This is a genomic window from Mycobacterium sp. Root135, from assembly GCF_001426545.1.
In the GTDB taxonomy this organism is placed as follows: Bacteria; Actinomycetota; Actinomycetes; order Mycobacteriales; family Mycobacteriaceae; genus Mycobacterium.
Window position 1 is genome coordinate 221189 of the sequence record NZ_LMEZ01000007.1, and the last position, 21834, is coordinate 243022.

21 protein-coding genes are annotated in these 21834 nt (G+C 67.6%); 5 read left to right on the forward strand and 16 right to left on the reverse strand.

Annotated elements, in window-relative coordinates; translation table 11 throughout:
- The first annotated feature begins 5 nt into the window (after positions 1 to 5).
- Positions 6 to 551: an NUDIX domain-containing protein gene (locus ASD37_RS21295; RefSeq protein WP_056557458.1), complete on the forward strand. Its 546-nt coding sequence runs from the start codon at positions 6 to 8 to the stop codon at positions 549 to 551.
- Here ASD37_RS21295 and ASD37_RS21300 read toward each other — a convergent pair.
- The 3 genes from ASD37_RS21300 to rfbD are packed head-to-tail and all read right to left on the reverse strand — an operon-like array spanning position 533 to position 3415.
- On the reverse strand, positions 533 to 1621 hold the full coding sequence (locus ASD37_RS21300; RefSeq protein WP_056557460.1) for a sugar phosphate nucleotidyltransferase: 1089 nt from the start codon (positions 1619 to 1621) through the stop codon (positions 533 to 535). The two genes, ASD37_RS21295 and ASD37_RS21300, sit on opposite strands and share 19 nt — an antisense overlap.
- A 16-nt stretch (positions 1622 to 1637) precedes the next feature.
- Positions 1638 to 2537, reverse strand: coding sequence for a glycosyltransferase family 2 protein (locus ASD37_RS21305; protein ID WP_056556095.1), 900 nt, complete (start codon positions 2535 to 2537; stop codon positions 1638 to 1640).
- Positions 2534 to 3415, reverse strand: a complete 882-nt coding sequence (gene rfbD, locus ASD37_RS21310; protein WP_056556098.1) for a dTDP-4-dehydrorhamnose reductase — start codon at positions 3413 to 3415, stop codon at positions 2534 to 2536. The genes ASD37_RS21305 and rfbD overlap by 4 nt, the downstream gene beginning before the upstream one ends.
- 68 nt (positions 3416 to 3483) lie before the next feature.
- Between rfbD and ASD37_RS21315 the strand changes: the two genes are divergently transcribed.
- Both ASD37_RS21315 and ASD37_RS21320 read left to right on the forward strand, forming a co-directional pair.
- Positions 3484 to 4962: an LCP family protein gene (locus tag ASD37_RS21315; protein WP_056556102.1), complete on the forward strand. Its 1479-nt coding sequence runs from the start codon at positions 3484 to 3486 to the stop codon at positions 4960 to 4962.
- Positions 4959 to 5672 carry a TIGR03089 family protein gene (locus ASD37_RS21320; protein ID WP_370073083.1) on the forward strand — a complete coding sequence of 238 codons (714 nt, stop codon included), beginning with the start codon at positions 4959 to 4961 and terminating at the stop codon, positions 5670 to 5672. Before ASD37_RS21315 ends, ASD37_RS21320 begins: the two co-directional genes overlap by 4 nt.
- On the opposite strand, the gene ASD37_RS21325 is transcribed toward ASD37_RS21320, so the two are convergent.
- From ASD37_RS21325 to ASD37_RS21345, 5 genes are all read right to left on the reverse strand, one after another.
- On the reverse strand, positions 5653 to 6786 hold the full coding sequence (locus tag ASD37_RS21325) for a cellulase family glycosylhydrolase (RefSeq protein WP_082570317.1): 1134 nt from the start codon (positions 6784 to 6786) through the stop codon (positions 5653 to 5655). The genes ASD37_RS21320 and ASD37_RS21325 overlap by 20 nt on opposite strands.
- Positions 6787 to 6865: 79 nt before the next feature.
- Positions 6866 to 8029 (reverse strand): acyl-CoA dehydrogenase, encoded by a 1164-nt coding sequence (locus tag ASD37_RS21330; RefSeq protein WP_056556108.1) that lies wholly within the window; start codon positions 8027 to 8029, stop codon positions 6866 to 6868.
- Between the two features lie 54 nt (positions 8030 to 8083).
- A complete protein-coding gene (locus tag ASD37_RS21335; RefSeq protein ID WP_056556111.1) occupies positions 8084 to 8917 on the reverse strand; it encodes a class I SAM-dependent methyltransferase in 834 nt (277 codons plus the stop codon).
- 11 nt (positions 8918 to 8928) lie between these two features.
- Positions 8929 to 9444 carry a 5-(carboxyamino)imidazole ribonucleotide mutase gene (purE, locus tag ASD37_RS21340; protein WP_156721010.1) on the reverse strand — a complete coding sequence of 172 codons (516 nt, stop codon included), beginning with the start codon at positions 9442 to 9444 and terminating at the stop codon, positions 8929 to 8931.
- Entirely contained in the window at positions 9428 to 10615 is a 1188-nt protein-coding gene (locus ASD37_RS21345) for a 5-(carboxyamino)imidazole ribonucleotide synthase (protein WP_056556116.1), read from the reverse strand. The genes purE and ASD37_RS21345 overlap by 17 nt, the downstream gene beginning before the upstream one ends.
- Positions 10616 to 10734: 119 nt before the next feature.
- Here ASD37_RS21345 and ASD37_RS21350 point away from each other — a divergent pair, with 119 nt between their 5' ends.
- Entirely contained in the window at positions 10735 to 11400 is a 666-nt protein-coding gene (locus tag ASD37_RS21350; RefSeq protein ID WP_056556119.1) for a GtrA family protein, read from the forward strand.
- On the opposite strand, the gene ASD37_RS21355 is transcribed toward ASD37_RS21350, so the two are convergent.
- The 7 genes from ASD37_RS21355 to ASD37_RS21385 all read right to left on the reverse strand — a co-directional run bounded on the left by ASD37_RS21355 (position 11355) and on the right by ASD37_RS21385 (position 18634).
- On the reverse strand, positions 11355 to 11873 hold the full coding sequence (locus ASD37_RS21355) for a PH domain-containing protein (RefSeq protein WP_056556122.1): 519 nt from the start codon (positions 11871 to 11873) through the stop codon (positions 11355 to 11357). The two genes, ASD37_RS21350 and ASD37_RS21355, sit on opposite strands and share 46 nt — an antisense overlap.
- 28 nt (positions 11874 to 11901) lie before the next feature.
- Entirely contained in the window at positions 11902 to 12717 is an 816-nt protein-coding gene (locus ASD37_RS21360) for a biotin--[acetyl-CoA-carboxylase] ligase (RefSeq protein ID WP_056556125.1), read from the reverse strand.
- Positions 12707 to 13930 carry a lipase family protein gene (locus ASD37_RS21365; RefSeq protein ID WP_235568496.1) on the reverse strand — a complete coding sequence of 408 codons (1224 nt, stop codon included), beginning with the start codon at positions 13928 to 13930 and terminating at the stop codon, positions 12707 to 12709. Before ASD37_RS21365 ends, ASD37_RS21360 begins: the two co-directional genes overlap by 11 nt.
- Positions 13931 to 13996: 66 nt before the next feature.
- On the reverse strand, positions 13997 to 15235 hold the full coding sequence (locus ASD37_RS21370) for a lipase family protein (protein WP_056556128.1): 1239 nt from the start codon (positions 15233 to 15235) through the stop codon (positions 13997 to 13999).
- Positions 15232 to 15888, reverse strand: coding sequence for a YveK family protein (locus tag ASD37_RS21375; protein ID WP_056556132.1), 657 nt, complete (start codon positions 15886 to 15888; stop codon positions 15232 to 15234). Before ASD37_RS21375 ends, ASD37_RS21370 begins: the two co-directional genes overlap by 4 nt.
- Positions 15885 to 17153: a lipase family protein gene (locus tag ASD37_RS21380; RefSeq protein ID WP_056556135.1), complete on the reverse strand. Its 1269-nt coding sequence runs from the start codon at positions 17151 to 17153 to the stop codon at positions 15885 to 15887. The genes ASD37_RS21375 and ASD37_RS21380 overlap by 4 nt, the downstream gene beginning before the upstream one ends.
- Positions 17154 to 17155: 2 nt before the next feature.
- The gene (locus ASD37_RS21385; protein WP_056556138.1) at positions 17156 to 18634 is read right to left on the reverse strand and encodes a polysaccharide biosynthesis tyrosine autokinase; all 1479 of its coding nucleotides are present in this window, start codon (positions 18632 to 18634) and stop codon (positions 17156 to 17158) included.
- A 119-nt stretch (positions 18635 to 18753) separates the two neighbouring features.
- Between ASD37_RS21385 and ASD37_RS21390 the strand changes: the two genes are divergently transcribed.
- The gene (locus tag ASD37_RS21390) at positions 18754 to 20181 is read left to right on the forward strand and encodes an O-antigen ligase family protein (protein ID WP_056556141.1); all 1428 of its coding nucleotides are present in this window, start codon (positions 18754 to 18756) and stop codon (positions 20179 to 20181) included.
- A gap of 118 nt (positions 20182 to 20299) precedes the next feature.
- Here the strand turns inward: ASD37_RS21390 and ASD37_RS21395 are convergent, their stop codons facing one another.
- A complete protein-coding gene (locus ASD37_RS21395; RefSeq protein ID WP_056556144.1) occupies positions 20300 to 21748 on the reverse strand; it encodes a sugar transferase in 1449 nt (482 codons plus the stop codon).
- Positions 21749 to 21834 lie beyond the last annotated feature (86 nt).

Consider the following 21834-nt stretch of genomic DNA (forward strand, 5'->3'; position numbering starts at 1 on the left):
ACCCGATGAGCCTGCACGCATCCGTCGTCGACGCGCTGACCCGCTGGCAGCCCGGCGATCCCGCGCAGGATTCGCTGCGCCATGCGGTGCTCGCCTTCGTCCTCGCCAGGGACGACGCCTGCAGGAGGTCATGTGCCCCAGGCCACGTCACCGCCTCGACCCTGGTGCTCGACCACACGCGCACCCACGCGCTGCTGACCCTGCATCCGCGGATCGGCCGCTGGGTCCAGCTTGGCGGTCACTGCGAGGAGTCCGACCCCGACGTCACCGCCGCTGCGGCACGCGAAGCCACGGAGGAGTCCGGGATCGACGGACTGACCGTCGGCGACCTACCCGTCGCCCTGCATGTGCACGCACTCACCTGTTCGCTGGGGGTGCCGACACACCACCTCGACCTACAGTTCGTGGCCCATGCACCCGCGGACGCACACATCGCCATCAGCGACGAGTCGCTCGACCTTCGCTGGTGGCCGCTCGACGCCCTGCCGGACGGGTCCGACTTCGGCCTGCGGCAACTGGCGCGAGCGGCGTCTCAGACGTCCGTCGAGTAGCGGATGCCGCCGTCGGGGATCCGGACCCCCGGCCACACCCTGGCCCCGCGGAGCAGTTCACACCGCGCGCCGATGTCAGCTCCGTCGCCGATGACGCCGTCGCGGATCAACGCCCGCGGGCCGATCCGTGCCCCGAAACCGATGATGGAACGCTCGATGACCGAACCGGCCTCGATCTTCGCTCCGTCGAATATCACCGCGCCGTCGAGTCGTGCACCTGGACCGATCTCGGCGCCCCGGCCGACGACCGTTCCGCCGATCAAAAGGGCGCCCGGCGCCACGGAGGCACCGTCGTGGACGAGCTCCTCACCGCGGTGACCGTTGAGCGCGGGTGACGGCGCAATGCCACGGACCAGGTCGGCCGAACCGCGCACGAAGTCGTCCGGCGTACCCATGTCACGCCAGTAGGTGGCGTCGACGTAACCGCACACCTTGAGCCCGTCGGACAGCAGGGCCGGGAACACCTCGCGCTCCACCGAGACCGCGCGCCCCTTCGGGATCCGGTCGATGACCTCACGCTTGAACACGTAGCAGCCGGCGTTGATCTGGTCGGTCGGCGGATCCTGGGTCTTTTCGAGGAACGCGGTGACAACACCCTCGGAATCGGTTGGCACACAACCAAATGCGCGGGGGTCACCGACCCGGACGAGGTGCAACGTCAGGTCTGCGTCGCGGTCGTGGTGACTGTCGAGCAGGGCGTTGAGGTCGGCACCGGAGAGCACGTCGCCGTTGAACACCAGGGCGGTGTCGTACCGCAGCTTCGACGCTACGTTCGCGATGCCGCCGCCCGTGCCGCGCGGCTCGTCCTCGACCACGTAGTCGATCTGCAGACCGAGCTTGGACCCGTCACCGAACTCGGCCTCGAACACCTCGGCCTTGTACGACGTTCCCAGCACGACGTGCTGGATGCCCGCCGCCGCGATCCGCGACAACAGGTGAGTCAGGAACGGAAGCCCCGCCGTTGGCAGCATCGGCTTCGGGGCGGACAGCGTCAGCGGACGGAGGCGCGTGCCCTGCCCGCCGACGAGCACGACGGCGTCGACCTCTGCCGGATTGACCGAACTTCCCATCGCCAGCCCCATCTCTTCATCGTCTTCTGGTGCTCCGCCGAGAATTGCCGACCACCAGCGCGGCCCGAGCTGCGAGGGCCGACCTGATGGCCCATCGAAGCGGAGCCTGCCACCGGTGAGGATGTCGGTCGGCCAGGAAAGTGTAGGTGCTGGTGTGGTGGGCCGCCAAGTTGCGGGCCGGGTCGCGGCCCGTCGAGTGCCCCTTGTCGTGGAGCACCTCTGCCGACGGCACGTATACGTTCTGCCAACCCGCCGCGGCGAGACGATCTCCGAGGTCAACGTCTTCCATGTACATGAAATAGCGCTCGTCGAACCCGGCGATCGCGTCATAGGCCTCTCTGCGCAACAGCAGACACGAGCCGGACAACCAGCCGACGGGACGTTCGCTGGGCTCCAACCGCTCCTGCCGATATGCGGCCGTCCACGGGTTCGACTTCCACACCGGACCGACGACGGCGTGCATGCCACCGCGGACCAGACTCGGCTGGTGCCGGGCCGACGGGTAAACCGAACCGTCGGGATCCCGGATCAGTGGCCCGAGCGAGCCCGCCCGCGGCCACCGCTGCGCCGCCTCCAGGAGGACGTCGATGCTGCCGGGGCCCCACACCACGTCGGGGTTGGCCACGATGAAGAACTCGGCATCGCTCTCCGCCGAACCGTCTTCGGTGCCGTCCGCGACGTACGTCTGCACCGCCCGGTTGACCGCCGAGCCGTACCCCAGATTTGCGCCGGTGCGCAGGAGCCGGGCGTTCGGGTATCGCTCGAGCGCCTCCTCGGGGACGCCGTCGTCGGACCCGTTGTCGGCCATCACCACCGTCACCGGCCGCTCCGTGGCATGGCCGAGCGAGGCGAGGAACCGGTCGAGGTGAGGGCCCGGTGAGTAGGTCACCGTCACCACGATCAAGCTCGGAGTCACGGCGTAGAGGGTAGCGGGCCGTCCGACAGGGCGTCGGCGAGCGCGTCACGCCATGGGCGCAACGGGGTCAGGCCGGCGACCGCGGATTGCTCGGACCCCAGCGCCGAGTAGATCGGCCGCGGGGCGGGGCGGGGATGCCGGTCCGTTCCGACCGGCCTGACCCGCTCCGGGTCGGCGCCCACCAGTTCGAACACCGCGCGGGCCTGGTCGAACCGGCTGACCGCGCCGTCGTTGGCGGCGTGGAGCACCGATTCCTCGATCCCTCCCGCTGCCACCTGGAGCAGTGCGCCCACTAGGTCCCCGACGTAGGTCGGCGACCCGATCTGGTCGGCCACGACCTCGACGGTTTCGCCTCCTGCGGCCAATCTCCGCATGCCGGAGACGAAGTCGCTTCCGTTCTCGCTGCCCGCATAGATCCAGGCGGTGCGGACGACGTGCGCGTTGGGCATCGCGGACAGCACCTCGAATTCGCCTTCGAGCTTCGTGCGGCCGTACACGCTCGTCGGGCCGGTCTCGTCACCGATCTCATACGGGCGTGGCCGACCCCCTCCGAAGTCGCCGCTGAACACGTAGTCGGTCGAGACGTGGACGAGTTCGGCCCCGGCCCTGGCGCAGGCGTGTGCGACGTTCTCGGCACCGGCGGCGTTGACGGCGCGGGCCCTCGCCTCGTCGGCCTCGGCCTGGTCCACCTTGGTGAAGGCGGCACAGTTGACCACCACGTCGCCGGGGGCGAAGTGTCGTTCCGGGGCGGCAGGGTCGGTGATGTCGCATTCGGCCGAGCTCAACGCCAGCACCCGTTGCCCCCGCCGTCGCGCCTCGGCAGCCAGTGCCCGCCCGACGAGACCGCTCGCACCAGTGATCACCAAACGCTCAGACATGTCTGCAGAGTCTGGCACGCGGACCCGCGTTACCCCGCTTTCGGGCAACTCGCCAGTAGCCTGGGCTGATGCCAGGTCGCCTATCCCGCATCGTTGCCGTAGTCGCGGCAGCGGTGATCGTCATCGGCACCGGGGTGGCGTGGGGCAAGATCCGGTCCTTCGAGAACGGCATCAACCACGTGACGGCGGCGTCACTGGGTGGTGGCGGCGAGGACGGCGCCATCGACATCCTGCTCGTCGGCATGGACAGCAGGACCGATGCGCACGGAAACCCCCTGTCGGCCGACGAACTCGCCACGCTGCGCGCCGGCGACGACGTCTCGACCAACACCGACACGATCATCCTCGTCCGCATCCCGAACAACGGCCGGTCCGCGACCGCGATCTCGATCCCGCGCGACTCCTACGTGGAGGCGCCAGGAGACCTCGGCAAGACGAAGATCAACGGCGTCTTCGGCCAGGTGAAGCTGGAGAAGATGAAGGAGCTCGTCGAACAGCAGGGCGAAGACGCCGCCGTTGCCGAGCCGAAGGCGACCGAAGCCGCGCGCGAGGCCTTGATCTCCACCGTGGGAAAACTCACCGGCGTGACCGTCGACCACTACGCCGAGATCGGACTGCTCGGCTTCGCGCTGATCACCGACGCACTCGGCGGCGTCGACGTATGCCTCAAGGACCCCGTCTACGAACCGCTCTCGGGCGCCGACTTCCCTGCAGGACCACAGAAGTTGGACGGCCCGCAGGCGCTGAGCTTCGTCCGGCAGCGCCACGACCTGCCGCGGGGTGACCTCGACCGGGTGACGCGCCAGCAGGCCGTGATGGCCGCATTGGCCCACCAGGTCATCTCCAGCAAGACGCTGTCGAGCCCCGCGACCCTCAACCGGCTGCAGGACGCCGTGCAGCGCTCGGTGGTGCTGTCCGCCGGGTGGGACATCATGGACTTCGTCACCCAGATGCAGAAGCTGGCAGGCGGCAATGTCGCCTTCGCCACCATTCCCGTTCTGCAGGAGGACGGGTGGAGCGACGACGGCATGCAGAGCGTCGTGCGGGTGGACCCCACCCAGGTCCAGGACTTCGTCTCGGGCCTGTTGCACGACCAGGACGAGGGCAAGACCGAAGTGCTCGCGTACTCGCCGAGCAAGACCACCGCGGACGTGGTGAACGACTCGGACATCAACGGTTTGGCCGCCTCGGTGTCGGAGGTGCTCACCGCCAAGGGTTTCGTCGAGGGCAACGTCGGCAACAACGAAGCCGAACGCGTGGCGAGCAGCCAGATTCGCGCCGCCAAGATCGACGACATTGGCGCGCAAGCGGTCTCGAAGGAACTGGGCAACCTCCCCGTCGTCGAGGATCCGTCGATGGCTCCCGGTTCGGTCAAGGTGGTGCTCGCCAGCGACTACACCGGCCCCGGATCGGGCCTCGGCAACGAGGTCTCCAGCGGAGATTCCACCGATGCGGTCGACCCGGCCGCCGTCTCGTCCACCGACGTGCCCCTGCCCGCGCCGCCCATCATCACCGCGGGCTCCGATGGACCGGAGTGTGTGAGCTGACGAATCTTGGCTCGGCGGTACTGGATCCGCTACTGGCCCTTCCCTCCGCACCCCGCATCACCTACTACGACGACGCGACCGGTGAGCGCATCGAACTGTCGACGGTGACCCTGGCCAACTGGGCGGCCAAGACGGGCAACCTCCTGCGCGACGAACTCGGCGCCGGGCCGGGGAGCCGGGTGGCGGTCCAGTTGCCCGCCCACTGGCAGACGCTCGGCGTGCTACTCGGCATCTGGTTCATCGGCGCGGAAGTCGTTCTCGGACAAGACGGTTGTGACGTCGCGTGCTGCACGGTCGACCGCCTGGACGAGGCGGACGCCGCCGTCGGGCCGATGGGCGACGTGGTCGTGTTCTCCCTGGACGCATTCGGCAAACCGGTGCCCGACGTCCCCTTCGGCATCACCGACTACGCGACGTCGGTCCGCGCGCACGGCGACCAGATCACCCAGGAGCGCCAACCCGGACCGGCGCTGAACGGACTGTCCACCGCCGAAGTCCTCTCGGCGGCAACCACGTCGGCCGCCGCGCGTGGTCTGGATTCGGCCAGCAGGGTGCTGTCCTCGGCACCGTGGGACACCGTCGACGCCGTCGTCGACCACGTGCTCGCGGTGTTGGTGGCGGGCGGTTCCCTGGTCCAGGTGGCCCATCCCGACCCGTCCGCGCAGGTACGTCGGCGGGAGGCCGAAAAGGTCACCGCGGAGCTGGACTAGCTCCGTCGAGACGAGACCCTCGCATGCCGAAATAGGACGTCACCACGCGTTCGGCCGGCTTGGCGGTGCCGTCGGACCGGAAGATCCCGAGGGTGTCGTCCGGCGCGCGGCTCTGAGAGTTTCGGTCCCGCATCGTGTAGACGTAGACCGGACCGGCGTAGGGCAGGTTGCGCCACTTGCCGAGCATGTCGTCGAGAAACTCCGCCTGTGCTGCTTCGCCGAGCTCGGAGGAGGGTTCGCCGTATTCGGTGGCCCAGATCTTCTTCTGCGCATCACCGTTGGCGAGCATCAGCTGACGCATCCCGCTCAGCTGGTTGATCGGTGCGTCGGGATGCGCGCTCTCGGTGAACTTCATCGTGTACTGATACGGGTGGAACGCCAACGCGTCGAAGAAGTCCTTCGCCCCTGACGCGTACATGGTCGAGACGAAATTCACCGGATCCATGGTGAGCGTCGAGTAGTCCACGACGGAGCCAAGGCCCGCGGCGACGACCACCGCGGACGGGTCGGCGGCCTTGATCGACGGGTACGCGGCCTTGAGCAGCTCGGTGTAACCAGCTGGGTCGGGGGCGGGCGCGAAGAACGCCGCCCCGTTCGGCTCGTTCCAGATCTCGTATGCCGACACCTTGCCGTGAAAGTGCTCGGCGACCCTTCCGGCGAAGGACCCGAACGCCGCGGGCGACGCCGGCCGTCCGGTGATCGCCGGTTGACCGGGAACCACCGCCCATTGCGGTGGCGAGTTCAACGTGGCAAGGATCGACATGCGTTGCGCGACAACGGCGTCCACCGTCTTGTCGACCATTGTCCAATCGTATGAATCCGGGGTGCGCTGGATTGCCGCCCACGGGATGAGCAGGCGGACGGTCGTGACGCCCATTTGCTTCATCAGCCCGACGGCCTTCACGACCCGGTCCTCGGGCAGCCCAAGCAGATCGGAGTCCGCGATGCCGACCGTGGTGGGGCGCTGAGCGATCGGCGGTGCGGCGGCGGACGTCCCAGGGTCAACCGCCGAAGGAGGCGCGTCCGACGCGGGACTACAGCCGACCACCAGCATCGTGCACACCGCGACCGCGGCACCGAGTCGACGGAAACCCGGCGATAGCGCTCGGGGCATCGAGGCCTCCAGTGCTCGGGAGTCGGGTCGGCATCACACTACTAGAACGTGACGCCGGTCTCCCGGCCACCGAAGCGCCTCAGCGCAGCAGGGCGCGTGACATCACGACACGCTGAATCTGGTTGGTGCCCTCGTAGATCTGGGTGATCTTGGCGTCGCGCATGTACCGCTCCACCGGGAAGTCGACGGTGTAGCCGTACCCGCCGAACAGCTGGACGGCGTTGGTGGTGACCTCCATCGCGACGTCGGAGGCGTAGCACTTGGCCGCCGAGGAAATGAAGCCGAGGTTGGGCTCGCCGCGCTCGGCGCGGGCGGCCGCGGAGTACACCATCAGCCGGGCGGCCTCGATCTTCATCGCCATGTCGGCGAGCATGAACTGGGTGTTCTGGAAGTCGCTGATGGACTTGCCGAACTGCTTGCGTTCCTTGGTGTAGGTAATCGAGGCGTCCAACGCACCCTGCGCGATGCCGACGGCCTGCGCACCGATCGTCGGACGGGTGTGATCCAACGTGGCCAGCGCGGTCTTGAAACCCGTTCCCGGCTCACCGATGATCCGGTCACCCGGGATGCGGCAGTCCTCGAAGTAGAGGTCGGTGGTCGGAGACCCCTTGATGCCCATCTTGCGTTCCTTGGCCCCGACGCTGAACCCGGGGTCGTCGGCGTGCACGACGAACGCCGAGATGCCGTTGGCACCCTTGTCCGGGTCGGTCACCGCCATCACGGTGTACCAGGTGGACTTGCCGCCGTTGGAGATCCAGCACTTGGAACCGTTGAGCACCCAGTCGTCACCGTCGGCCTTGGCCCTGGTGCGCATCGCGGCGGCGTCGCTGCCTGCCTCGCGCTCGGACAGGGCATAGGAGGCGGTGGCCTCCCCCGCTCCGATCGAGGGCAGCACCTGCTTCTTGAGTTCTTCCGAACCGCGCAGCAACATGCCCATGGTGCCCAGCTTGTTGCAGATCGGGATCAGCGACGACGAGGCGCAGACCCTGGCGACCTCTTCGATCACGATGCATGCGGCGACCGAGTCACCGCCCTGCCCGCCGTACTCCTCGGGAATGTGGATCGCCGAGAAACCCGACGAGTTCAGCGCCTTCAGCGCCTCGTCCGTATAGCGGGCCTTCTCGTCGACGTCGGCCGCGTACGGCGCAATCTCCTTGTCGCACAGGTCACGAAGGACCTTGCGCATCTCGACGTACTCGTCGGACAGCTGAAAGACGTCGAAGGACGGGTTACCGATGGACATGTTCCACTCCTCGCTACTCGCCGGTAACTTTACCCGCGAGGCGCGCGAAACCCGCTATCGGTCCGGTGTGGCCTTGCCCGAGACGAGCTGCATTCCGCGCACCAACTGCCTGTACGACGCGTGGTAGACCGACCGCGCGGTCTCACTGCGGCGCAACAGGTCCACGGCGGTCACCGGAGCCAGATACAGCACGGGATGGCCGGCGAACACCGTCGAGTCCGTCTGGATGCGCAGGCTGCCCACGAACGCCGCTTCGAGCTCTGCCCGGTAGACGTCGCAGAACTCGGGCTGGGTGAAGTAGACCTTGTTGAACCCGATGGCGAACGGGGCCAGCTTGGCGCCGTCGTCGAGGTACTTCAGCGTGCCGACCGCGACGCCGGGCCACTGCTGGTTGAAGATGTCGTCGGCGATGACGATGCCGCCCTCGGAGAGGGTGTCCTCGGCCAGCCGCATGTCGCTGTAGACGATCTCGGCGGTGTGGCCGCCGTCGACGCTGAAGAAGCGGATCGGGCCGCCTGCCTTCTCCATCAGCACGGCGGCCTCGAGCTTCGTCGAGTCACCCTGGTGCAGGACGAGGCCGTCGGTCGTCGACCAGAGCGCCACGTTGTCGGTGAACTTGTCGAGGTTGCCGTTGCCGGACTTGTCGATGTTCAGCTCTTGGTCACCGAACAGGTCGATCGCCACCGACTTGCCGGTCCCCCGCTGCAGCAGGTGCAGCGGGATGAAGAGCCTGCCGTGGTGCACCCCGATCTCGGCGACGGCGCCCGCGACGTTGCGCGCCCGCTGGGCGTCGTCGAGAACCTTCAGGACCGGGAGGTTTCCTGGCTCGAGAAAGCCACTGACGAACCGATAGCCGACGTTGCTGTACCGCTCGAATGTGCGCTTCATCGACGCTGATCCTACGTTCCCAGGAGCCGATCCCGCAGCGCTGCATCCTTCTGCAGCACCATCTCTTCCAGGCTCGCCTGGAAGGCTTCCATCCGCCCGCGCAGAGTCGGGTCGGAGGCGCCGAGGATCCGCACGGCCAGGAGGCCCGCGTTGCGGGCGCCGCCGATGGACACCGTCGCGACGGGGACCCCGGCGGGCATCTGCACGATCGACAGCAGCGAGTCCAAGCCGTCCAGTCGCGCGAGCGGCACCGGAACGCCGATCACCGGCAGCGGCGTTGCCGCGGCGACCATGCCCGGCAGATGCGCTGCGCCACCCGCGCCTGCGATGACGACCTCGATCCCCCGCCCGGCGGCACCGCGGGCGTAGTCCAGCATCCGGCCGGGCGTGCGATGGGCGGACACCACGCCGACTTCGAACGGCACCTCGAACTCCGCCAACGCAGTGACGGCGTCCTCCATCACCGACCAGTCGCTGTCACTGCCCATGATGACGCCAACCCGGGGCGTGCTACTCGGCATGTTCATCCCATCCATCCGTCCATTCACCATGCGACAACCAGTGCGCGGCACGTACCGCCCGTTCCCGGACCTCCGCGACGTACTCCGCGTCGTCGACCGAACCACCCGCCGCGCCGAGCACGTTGACGTGGCCGATCTTGCGGCCCGGCCGTTCCGACTTGCCGTACAGGTGCACCTTCGCCTCGGGCAGCCGCGCGAACAGGTGATGCAGGCGCTCGTCCATGGTCATCGCGGGCGCCTCGGGTGCACCGAGCACGTTGGCCATCACCGTGACCGGAGCAATGGGGGCGGTGGACCCGAGCGGGTAGTCGAGAACCGCCCGGAGGTGCTGCTCGAATTGGCTGGTGACGGCGCCGTTCATGGTCCAGTGGCCGGTGTTGTGCGGTCGCATCGCCAACTCGTTGACCAGAAGTGCGCCGTCGACGGTCTCGAACAGTTCCACGGCGAGCACACCGACGACACCCAGCTCACCGGCCAGCCGCAGACCCAGTTGCTCGGCCGCGGCACCCAGTTCGCGGCCCAGGTTGGGCGCCGGTGCCATCACCTCGACGCAGATGCCGTCGCGCTGCACCGACTGCACGACCGGCCACGCCGCACCCTGCCCGAAGGGTGACCGGGCCACCAGCGCCGACAGTTCGCGGCGCATGTTCACCCGCTCCTCGAGCAGCACCGACGCGCCGTCGGCCAGGTAACGCTCGGTCACCGCACGTGCCTCGGCGACGTCCCTGGCCAATGTCACGCCGCGGCCGTCGTACCCGCCGCGGGCGGTCTTGACGACGATCGGACCGTCGATCCGAGCCGCGAACGCGTCGACGTCGGACGGGTCGACCGCCTCGGCGAACCGGGGAACGGGGGCGCCGAGCTCCTCCAGCCGGCGGCGCATCACCAGCTTGTCCTGCGCGTGGATCAGCGCCTGCGGCGGCGGCGCGACGTTCACGCCGGCGTCGACCAGTGCCTGCAACAGCTCGGTGGGTACGTGTTCATGGTCGAACGTCAGAGCCGCGGCTCCCTCGGCGACACGGGCCAGCGCGTCGGCGTCGGTGTGTGAACCGATGACCACGTCGCGGGTCACCATCGCCGCCGGATCATCCGGGGAGGCGGCCAGCACGCGCAGTGTCTGGCCGAGGGCAATGGCGGCTTGGTGGGTCATCCTGGCCAACTGTCCGCCGCCGACCATGGCTACGACTGGAGAAGCGCTCACGGCCCCTATGTTGTCACGGCCCCAAGTACCGGCCGCACCCGTCGCGACCTGCACGGCTACGCGTAGCATGGCCGGTTTACGTAGAATCGGCTCTCGTGTCCTTTACCGATGCCACCATTGCGCGTCTGCCGCGCGCGATTCGGCCGTTCTTCGAACAGCATCACGAGCTCATCAAGTTCGCGATCGTCGGCGGCACGACGTTCATCATCGACTCCGCGATCTTCTACACGCTGAAGCTGACGATCCTCGAGCCCAAGCCGGTGACGGCGAAGATCATCTCCGGCATCGTCGCCGTGATCGCGTCCTACATCCTGAACCGCGAATGGAGCTTCCGCGATCGCGGTGGCCGCGAACGCCACCACGAAGCCCTGCTGTTCTTCGGTGTCAGCGGGATCGGCGTGCTGATCTGCATGGTGCCGCTGTGGGTGTCCAGCTACGTGCTGGAACTCCGCGTCCCCATGGTCAGCCTCACCATGGAGAACATCGCCGACTTCATCTCCGCCTATGTGATCGGCAACCTGCTGCAAATGGCGTTCCGGTTCTGGGCGTTCCGCCGGTGGGTCTTCCCCGACGAATTCGGCCGCAACCCGGACAAGGCGGTCGAGGCCTCCATCACCGCCGGCGGCATCGCCGAGGCGCTCGAGGACGAGGCCGAGAAGGCGCACGACGCGGGCTCGGTCACCTCGCTACGGGGCCGTCGCACCCGCCGGGACGATCAGCTCGGCGATTCCTCCGACCCTAGAGTGTCGAAGACTTCGTGATACAGCAGTGAGTGAACCTGCTCCACGCGCGGAATGTCGTGGAATTCCAGGGGATCTTGCGACGCCGACTCGATGATCAACGTTCCGGTGCGGAGTATCCGGTCGACGAGGCCGTGACGGAATTCCACGCTGTTGATCCGTGCCAGCGGGATGTCGATGCCGGAACGCGTCATGACGCCGTGGCGGAACATCACCCGTCGGTCGGTGATGACGAAGTGCGTTGAGCGCCAATTCAGCAACGGCCAGGACACCAGCCAGCCGACGAGGATCAGCCAGATCACCCCGATGACGATCATGACGATGTTCTTCGCCGTCTGATCCCAGGTCATGCGGTTGACCACGCCGAGCCCGAAACCCGCGACCGCGGTGGCCAGCAGCAAGACGAAGACCGGACCGATCAGCCGCTTCCAGTGCGGATGACGGTGCAGGACGACGCGTTCGTCGCCGGCGAGCACGTTGTCGGGATATCCCACGGGGCAGACTCTACCCAGCCGTGATCGGCTAAACGGGTCGAAGATGCACGATGTCGCCTGCCGAAACGACGGTGACGTCGCCGCCGGTGTCGATGCGCAGACGACCCTGATCGTCGATCGACACGGCCTCGCCGACCACCTCCCGGCCGCCGGGCAACGTCGCCCGCACCCGCGATGCGACGGTCAGGCTGTTGGCCAGGTAGTCGGCGACGAGGCTGGCATCCGCCCCGCCCGCCGCCGCCAGGCCGTCGATTCGTCGCCGCAGCTGCCCCAACAGCGCGACCACCAGTGCGCCGCGGTCGGGGTCCTCGGCGCCAAGGACCCGCAGCGAGGTGGCCGTGGGCTCGGGAAGTTCGTCGGCACCGAGCGAGACGTTGACGCCGACGCCGACGACGATCGCCGCGGCCGGGGACGCCACCTCGGCGAGGATGCCGGCGAGTTTGCGACCGTCGCGCCGGGCGAGGACGTCGTTGGGCCACTTCAGGCCGACGGGGACGCCGGTCACCTCGGCCACGGCGTCCACGACGGCGAGACCGGTGATCAGCGGCACCCATCCCCAGGCGGTGGCGGGCAACCCGTTGGTGGGCACCCCCACCGACATGCTGATCTGCGCTCGAGGCACCGCCGACCAGCTGCGGCCGTTGCGACCGCGACCGGCAATCTGGTCCTCCGCGACGAGCACCGACCAGGCGATGTCCTGACCGGCGGCGACCCGGGCGACGAGGTCGGCGTTGGTCGACCCGGTTTCGGCGACGACGTCGAGCGTGCGCCAGCCTGCCGGATCGACGGCGGCGGCCCGCAGGGCGGCTTCGTCGAGCGGGCGGCGGGTGGAGTCAGCAGTCATTCTTGGCGGGCTTCCCCTCGAATCGGTCGGTCATCCACTGGATTGCGTCAAGCGCGTCGCTCGGATTGTGCCCGCCGTCTGGGTCGTACTTGATGGTGACGCTCCCGCCCAGTGCGCAGGCCCGTTGGATCGCCGCCGTGGTCCACTCGGCGTCGATGAACGGGTCCTTGCCGCCGTAGTAGACGTACAGCGGCTCCGACAGCGGTTTTTGCGGCAGCGCCCAGTCCTCCAGGAGCCCCCGCAGGCGGTCGGCGGCCGCAGGGGTCTTCGGCGCGAAGTCCCGTGGCCCGACGCCGTCGACGGCCTGGCTGCGGGCGTAGGCGTTGGCGGGCCTGCAATCGGTGAGGACGTTCCAGTAGTGCTTGGCCCCTGCGGTACGGAAGTCGTCGCGGTTCAGGTCGGGATGCAGCCGGGCCAGCGACTCGATTATCGCCTGGATGACACCGCGCTGCTCCGAGGTGAGGGTGCCGTCCTGGGCCTTCTGGACGATCCCCGTCATGTCGGCGGGCGGCGACGCGGCCAACGCTCCGAGCAGTTTGAGCTCGGGCGCGTAGTCCTTGGCCTGCTCGTCGGCCGCCCACGACGCGCCCGCGCCTTGCGAGTCCCCGAAGGCAACCCACCTGTCGGACACGTCGGGGAAGGTGTGCCGCAGCGCGCGTACCGCGTCGATCATGTTCAGCGCGGCGGTGCGGGAATCCGAATAGGGGTGAATTCCCTTGGCGCCCAGACCTTGAAAGTCGGCGAGGGCCACGGCGTAGCCCATGCCGGTGAAGACGTTGACGTATCTGAGGAAGCCGAGCAGCCCCGAATCGAGCGACGGTGCGCACGGTGTGTCGATGCCGAGGGTCGCGTGTCCGAGCGACACCACCGGCCAGCCGCCGGCGGGGGCGTCCCCCTTTGGGACGAAGACCGACCCGGACACGATCGTCGGTGACATGTCGTCACCCGAGGTCGACCGGTAGACGACCCGCGCGGCCTGCAATCCGCGGCCCTCCCACTTGCGCGTCACCAAGGGCAGCGTCGTCGCCTGGAGCACCGAGCCCGGCTCCGACCCGTTCAGTTCCGCCGATGCGACCTTCTCGGGCGGTCCGGCCGACGGCGCGACCTGGTCGTAGGCCCAGATCCCGACGACTGGCGCAAACGGGAACGCCGCGTAGGCAATTCCCAGGACGAGCACCACGATGACCACCGGAAGGACGACTCGCTTCAGCACGCCGGTCACGCTAGCTTTCCGCGCCCGACGCGGCAGCCCGCGTGGTCGAGTTCATGTCGAGCCACCCTATCCGCCGCCACCCGGCGGACACTGGTTGGCTGCCGGCTTGCCTGCGAATCTGTCTGCGATCCAACCGAATCCGGCGGCGACGTCGACGTTGCCATGCCCCTTGTCCGGCTGCAATTCCCACTCGACGTTGCCGCCGAGCGCACAAGCCCTGGCGATCGCGTCGGTGGTCCACTGCGCGTCGATGAACTCGTCCCGCCCTGCATAGGTGACTGACAGCGGGGCAGTCAGCCGTTGCTGTGGCAGCGCCCACGCGCGCAGGAGCGTCCGCAGGCGTTCGGCCGCGGCGGGTGTGGCGGGGGTGAAGTCTCGGGATCCGACCGCTTCGGCAGCCGTCGCCCGACTGGCCGCCTTCGGCCCGGAGCACGCCGACAGCACGTCCCAGTAGGTGACGGCCGCACCGCGCCGATAGTCGTCCCGGACGACGTCGGGGTGTAGCCGCGCCAGTGACTCCACGATGACCTCGAAGGCCAGTGACTGATCCTTCGACATCGTTCCCGCGACGGCCTTGTCGACCAGACCGGTGACGTCGGCCGCCGGGACGTAGGCCTCGGCGCCGACGAGATCCAACTCCGGAGCGTACGAGGCGGCTTGCTCGTCGGCGGCCCACGCCGCACCACCGCCCTGTGAGCCACCGACGGCGGCCCAGCGCGCCGAGACGCCGTCGAACGTGTGCCGTAGCGCGCGGACGGCGTCGATCATGTTGAGGCCAGCGGTCTTCGCATCGGTGTAGGGATGGACGCCCGGCGAGCCAAGACCCTCGTAGTCGGCGAGGGCGACCGCGTACCCCTTGGTCACGTACCCGACGAGGGTCGACGAGAACCCCAGGAGCGTGTTGGAAACCGAAGGCCCACAAGGCTCGTCGAGACCGGTGGTGCCGTGCCCGAACGAAATCACCGGCCAGCCGCCCTCGGGCGCTGCCCCCTTCGGGGTGAACACCGATCCGGAGACCTCGGTCTGCCGGCCGCTGTCACCGTTGGTCGACCGGTAGACGACCCGGGCCGCGTCGACGAGCTGTCCCTCCGGCGAGCGACTGAATGCGGGCATGGACGTCGCGCTGATCAGCGATCCCGGTCCGGAACCGGAGAGATCGGCCGTCGCGACGGCAGTCGGCTGATCGCCGACCGCGACGTTGCCGGTCGACCCGCAGGCCGACGACACGACGGCGACCACGATGGCGACCACGACCAACGGGACGAGCACCCACCTCGACGTGGAGTGACCACCGGCCTGGGTCATCGCCCGGCACCGTGGACCACGCGGCCGAGCTGGCGCCGTCCAAGGAGTTGGTCCTGCAGAAGGCCCCACGCCAGGACCAGCACCAGCGAGACGAAGAACCCGAGCCCGCCGCCCTGGACGAGGTTCCGCGTCAGCGAGCCCTCCCGCTTCGAGGGCCCAGCCTCGTCGACGAGTACCAACTCCGTTCCACCGCCGTCGACCTTCGCCAGCTCGCCGGACGCGGCGATCAGGTTGGCGGTGACAGCCGAGGCCACCTCACGCGTCTCGTCAGGATCGGTGCCCTTGACCACGATGTCCAGGACCGGCGTCAACGACGGAGCGATGCTGATGCGGCCGGCGAGATCCTGCCCGGTCTGCGGGAGTTCCAACTGGTCGGCGGTAGGTCCCGTCACCCGCTCACTGCGTGCGAGGTACTGGTAGGTCAGCACACGGGTCTTCGAGTTGACCTGACCGTAGAACGCGTCGAGGGGGGTTGCGTCTCCGGTGGACTTGACGATGACCCGCGCGGTCGAGTCGTACACCGGCGTGGTGGTCTGCCACACGACCCACCCCATCCCGATCGAGAGCACGGTCGCACACACCAGAACCAGCCATCCCCTGAGCACGATCTGGAGATAGTCCCCAAGGCGGGGGGCGCCCGGAGGGGAAATCACGACGCCCCCACGCAGACGTTGCCCAGCCGTTGGCCACCGAACCGGGCGTACAACCAGCCGACGGCACTCTCTATTACCTGGTCGTTGGAGGCCTCGGTGCTGCCGACGCGCTCGATCACCTCGATCTGTTCACCCTTGGCGCACGCGGCGTCGACTGCGCGGCGAATGCCCGCGGGCGGTGAGCTGGCGTCAAGGCTTCCGAAGGTCACCAGCACCGGCGCCGCCCCCGGCGTCGGATAGCGAGCGGGCACGCCTGCGGCCGAAAGTCGTTGGCGCAGATCGTCCGCCGCGGCGCGATCGCGAGGTTTCAGATCACTCGGCTTGAGGTCGTCGAAGATCTTCTTGGCCGCGTCGGGGTCGGGGGGAACGCAGTCGGCCAGGACGTCCCACTGCTCGCGGGCCAGCCCCGACCGATAGAGATCCAAGTCGAGGCTGGGATCCTGGTTCGCGAGACTCTGAAGTGACCAAATGTAGTTCCGCAGGTCGACGACGCCGGACAGCTCACCGCGCTCGGCGGCGTCCACCAGCGGCGACATGTCGGCGAACGGTGACAGAGCCACGGCGCCGACCATGGTCATTCCGCCGCCGTACGTTCCGGCACGTTCGGCCGCCGCCCAGGCCGCCAAGCCGCCTTCGCCGAGTCCGTAGGCAGCCCATTGGGTGCTGCTCGACGGCAACACCCGGTGTGCCGCCCTGGCAGCGTCGATCATGGTGTCGCCCAACGTCGTCGCGTCCACCGCCGAATGCGGCGCCTGACCGTCGAGACCAAGCCCCTGATAGTCGGGGAACACGACGACGAACCCTCGACCCAGCAGGTTGGCGATCGCCGAGGAGTAGCCGTAGTACTTGTCGGCCAGGGTTGGGCCGCACTTCGGCTGGGTGCCCGTCATGGCGTGGCCGAAGGCGATGATCGGCCAACCGTCCTTCGGGGGTTGACCCGGCGGAACGACGACGACGCCGGTGGCCTCACTCGGTGCTCCGGTGCGACTGGTCGATCGGTACGTCACCTTGACCGCGGAGGCGGCGGCGTCGTCGAAGGCCACCATTCCGGTCACCGGTGTGGAGTCGACGAGTGACCCGGGGCCGGTGTCCGACAGGTCAGGGGGCGGAATTTCAGGTGCCCCAGGGAAGTTGGGCGACACGTCGGACCGCGGCGGAAGGTCACGTGCGACTGACGGTGCCCGCGGCGACGGTGCGCAGCCCGAGAGAACGGCTGCCGACACGACCGCCGACGTGACCAGGGCGGTCAGAAGTCGCGACCGCACGGTCAGTCGGACCCGTGCCTGGCCGCTGCCGGCTCGGACGTTCCCACCAGGCCCTCGGTGGGTGCGTCGCCCTCGCTCGCGGGTGACTTCGGTGGTGCCACCTTCGAGGGGGCAGGCCCCGAGTTCAGTCGTCGACGGAACCCGGGTTCGAACGTCGCAACGGTGCCGATGAGGATGGCGTTCGCCGCGTGCAGCGTCTGGACGCCGCGCCGCAACTTCGCGCTGGTGGTGCGGCGGATCCTGGCCAGGAGCAAGGCACCGTCAGCAAGGGCGGCGACGAGCGCGCCGTCGTTGTACTTCTCAAGCGGAGGAGTGTCGACGACGACGTAGTCGAAGGAGTCACCCAGTTCGTCGAGGAGGTCCGTCGCACGGTCGCTCGCCCAGAGTTCGCCGGGCCGCGACGGGATGGGTCCGGTCGGTAGGAACGAGACGCGGTGATGGCCGACCGGCACGTCGGAGATGATCGCTTCGACGACGGTGGTCTCCCCGGCGATCGTGGTACTCAGGCCGCGGGTTGCGGCCGCTTCCTTCATGGGGCCTTCGAGCGAAAGTCGCTCGGCGAGGGTGGAACCCCGGAAGTCGCCGTCGACGAGGACCACCGAGCGCCCGGACTCGGCAAGGGCAGCCGCGAGGTCGACAGCCAGCGTGGTGCGTCCCTCCCCTGCCGCCGGGCTGGTGACGGCTATCACCTTTGGCGGCTCGGGACCGTCGGTCAACCTGGCGAAGCGCAGATTCGTGCGCAGTTCGCGGAGGCGCTCGGCGTAGAGACCGTCCCTGTCGAGGTCGACGACTCCCACCTTGGCTCGCGCCGGGTCTGCGGGCAGCCCGCCGATCACCGCGGAGTCGGTGCTGTCGGCCACCGGTTCGCGGCCACGCACCCGCCGGTCGAGCGCCCCGACCAGGACGGCCGCGAGAACGCCGAGCAGCAACCCTCCCGCGACGCCGAGGCCAATCCTGACGAGCATGGACATTCCCACGGGTTTGACCGGGTAGTCCGCTTCGTCGACGACGACGGCCCCGGCGGCGGGAGTGCCGCCCCTGCGGGAGGTTTCGAGTTCGCTGATGAGGCCGACGAGCTGATCGGTCACGGCGTTGGCGTAGGTCTGTGCCATGGCCGGATCGGCGTCGGTGACGGCGACGTTGAAGAGGACGGTCTTGGGCGCGGCAACCGCGGTGATCTTGCTCTTGAGCTCCTCGGGCGTAATCGAGCCCTTCAGCTGGTCGACGGCCCTGGCGGCCACCTGTTCACTGGTCGCGAGGCTGGCGTAGGAGTTCGTGCGGTCGGTGGAGAAGAGGTTGTTCTGGTACGCCTCGGTCACCGTGGTGCCGTTCTGCGTTGCCACGAACAGCGTTGCCGTCGACTGGTATTCGCGGGTACCGAACTGCCACGTCGCCCATCCGATGGCACCACCGATCACGGCGAGGACCACGATGACCCACCAGTACCTGCTAAAGATTCGCAGGTATTCCTTGATCTCCAACGTCGGACTCCTCGGTAATTGCCGTGCAACGTGTCAAGAGGCTAGTCGCCGCCGTCCACCCACGAGCCATGGAGCGCGGCCGCACCCGCGTGTTGAGCTTAGCTGGTCGACCTGCGACCATGGTCATCGTGAACCCCAGCAGGGAAACGATTCGCAACATCACGGTGTCCGTCCTGATTGTTGCGGCGACCCTGGGGGTGGTCTGGGTGGCTATTTCATTTGGAAAGCTTTCATTCATCGGCATCGTCGGGCTCATCGGATTGTTGATCGGCGCCTATGTCGGCGTCCGGCACCCGCTGTGGCTATTTTACGGGCTTGCCGCCATCATGGCTGGTCTGCAATTCGGGCGAATCCCGGGGATTAGTCTCCCCATCTATCTGCCGCTGGCATTCGGTGCCGTGGTGGCGTCGTACTTTCATCCGCGACTCGCACGGTCCATGCACCCGCTGGAATTCGCCTGGATTGCGTTGATCGTCACCAGCGGCGTGACCATGGCGATAAATGCACACGGGTTCGTCGACTATTCGCTTTACATTCGCTGGTTGATTGCCTCGATGGTGTTGCTCGCCCTCGTTCAATTGCCTCGCGAGAACTTGAAGCGCTTCGGCCAGATCTTCACGGTCGTCGCCGCGGGAAACGGCCTCTTCGGCCTGTACATGGTGGCGTTCGACCAGAACAACACCGCGCTGCGCATTTTCCAGCCGTTCGGCTATCTGCCGGAGGCCATCACCCCCATCTACGCCCAGGGCGCCGACGGGGTGACGGGGACCATCCGACTTGGCGGCACGTGGGTCAACGCCAACACGGCGGGCCTCAACCTCGCGCTGGCGTTGGGTCTCGCCATTCTGCTGTTCGCAGGCTGGCGGCGCACCATGCTGATCGTGGTCCTCACCGCAGCCCTGCTGCTCACGTTGAGCCGCGCCTCCATCTTCAGCGTCGCCGTCGGCCTCATCCTGGTGCTGGTGTTCGGCGCAATGCGGACGCGTGATCGTGCGGCGACCATCGGCCTTGGCCTGCTGGTCGCCGCGGGGGCGCTACTCGCGCCCGCCGTCCGCGACCGCCTGACGTCGGCCTTCGCCGGCCGCGACGTCGGCTCGCTCGCACGTGCGGACGCCCTGAGAGTCTTTCCCAGCCAAATGGCGCACCACTGGCAATTCGGCTGGGGCTGGGGTCGTCCGGAATTCATTGATCCGGAGTATTCATACCTCTTCAACCTGGCGTCCAACGCCCCGCTGACTACGCTTTACCGTGGCGGATTCCTGCCTTTCCTCGCCTTTGTGGCGGTCATGGTGATCAGCATTGCGATGTCCTATCGCGCGCTTCGATCCAATTCGCTGCCGCTGGCCATGTACGGCGGCATCATGATTGGCGTCACGGTGGTGCAATTCAACTTGGATCACAATGTGGCCGACGTTCCTCAGAACGTACTTCTGTGGTCGATGCTTCTGGCGTTCGTCCTATACGTCGACGACACCCGAAAGGACGCGGCGGCCACCGATCACCTCGACGGGAAATCGCCCGCTGCGCCGGAATTACTCCCCCGCTGACGGTGACCCGGTGCCGGCTACGACGGCACGTCGCCGACGACGGGAGTTCGGGATCGGCCAGTCAGGCGCCTCAACGCCTGTTTGCTGGCGGCTACGTCCTCGCCGCCGGTGACCGAACTCAGTACGCGCCGGAACCGGTCGCGATGGTACGAACGGTCTTGACCGCGATCAACACGTCGTTGGTGATGGACCAGTTCTCGACGTAGGACAGGTCGAGGCGGACCGAGTCCTCCCACGACAGGTCGGAGCGGCCGCTGACCTGCCACAGGCCGGTGATGCCCGGCAGAACGAGCAACCGGCGACGGACCTGGTCGTTGTAGGTGTCGACTTCGCGGCGCAGCGGCGGACGGGGGCCGACGACGCTCATGTCACGCCGGAGGACGTTGAAGAACTGGGGCAGCTCGTCGATGCTGTACTTCCGCAGAAGGCGTCCGATGTGGGTGATCCGTGGATCTTCCTTCATCTTGAACAGCACCCCGCCGACGCTTTCGTTGACGTCCATCATGTTGACCACCTGCTGGTCGGCTCCGTCGACCATGGTGCGGAACTTGATCATCTGGAACGGTTCGCCGTCCAAGCCGATGCGCTCGGACTTGTAGAAGACGGGCCCCTTGCTGGTCAGCTTGATCGCGATGGACGCGGCGATCATCACCGGGAGCGCCATGACGAGCGCGAAGATCGCCATGAAGTAGTCGAATGCGAGCTTCTGGATCTTCTTGGTGCCGCTGTATTGCGGCTTCTCCACGTGGATGAGGGGCAGGCCGGCCACGGGCCGCATCGTCAACCGTGGACCTGCAACGTCGACGACGCCGGGGGTGACCACCAGGTCGACGCCCAACTTGTGCAGGTCCCAGGACAGCTCGCGAACGCCTTCGGGACCGAGGTGGTCGGTTGTGGTCAGCGCGACGGTGTCGGTGTTGGTCTTGAGGATCGCGTCGTGGACCTTGCTCTCGTCGCCGTAGACGGGCAGCGCGCCGACACCGGGGATGTCGATGGTGCCACCGGAGCTCCGGCCGGTGAGACACACTCCGACGACGGAGTATCCGTATCCCCAGCCCCTGTTGAGGGATTGGACGAGACTGCGAACGGCCCTGGCGTCACCGACGGCCAAAACCGTGACAACGCACCGGCCGCGTTTACGCTGCCGGGACAAGAACAATCGGCACACATTACGGCCGACTACGAGTCCGGCGAGCCCAAGCGGAAATGCCACCGCGAGGTATCCCCTGGCGAATTCCGGCCGAAAGATCATGAGCGCGACGGCTACGACGCCAATCGTTGCCAGTGTGGCCGAAACCACACGTCGATACTCCTCGACACCCGCACCCACGATCCGCGGAGACCGGGTGCGGTAGGCGGCCAGAAGGCTGAGCCAGATGCAGGCGATGAGCACCGAGAGGATGGAGAAGTAAATCGACGCCGGATCGGTCGCCGTAATGGGCCGTCCAAGCCTGACGGTTTGGGCTCCTACCAGCGCAAGAGCGACGACGACGATGTCGGAGACGACCAGAACCTTGACGTACCGTCGCTGCCACCTGGGGCCACCGCTTCGGCGGGATGCCGTCATCGGCGCGTCAGTGAGAGACAAGGTTTCTTCAGTCAGAGACAACGTCCTCCACCCCTTCTGTTTGCTAGCAGTTAAACGCGTTAACA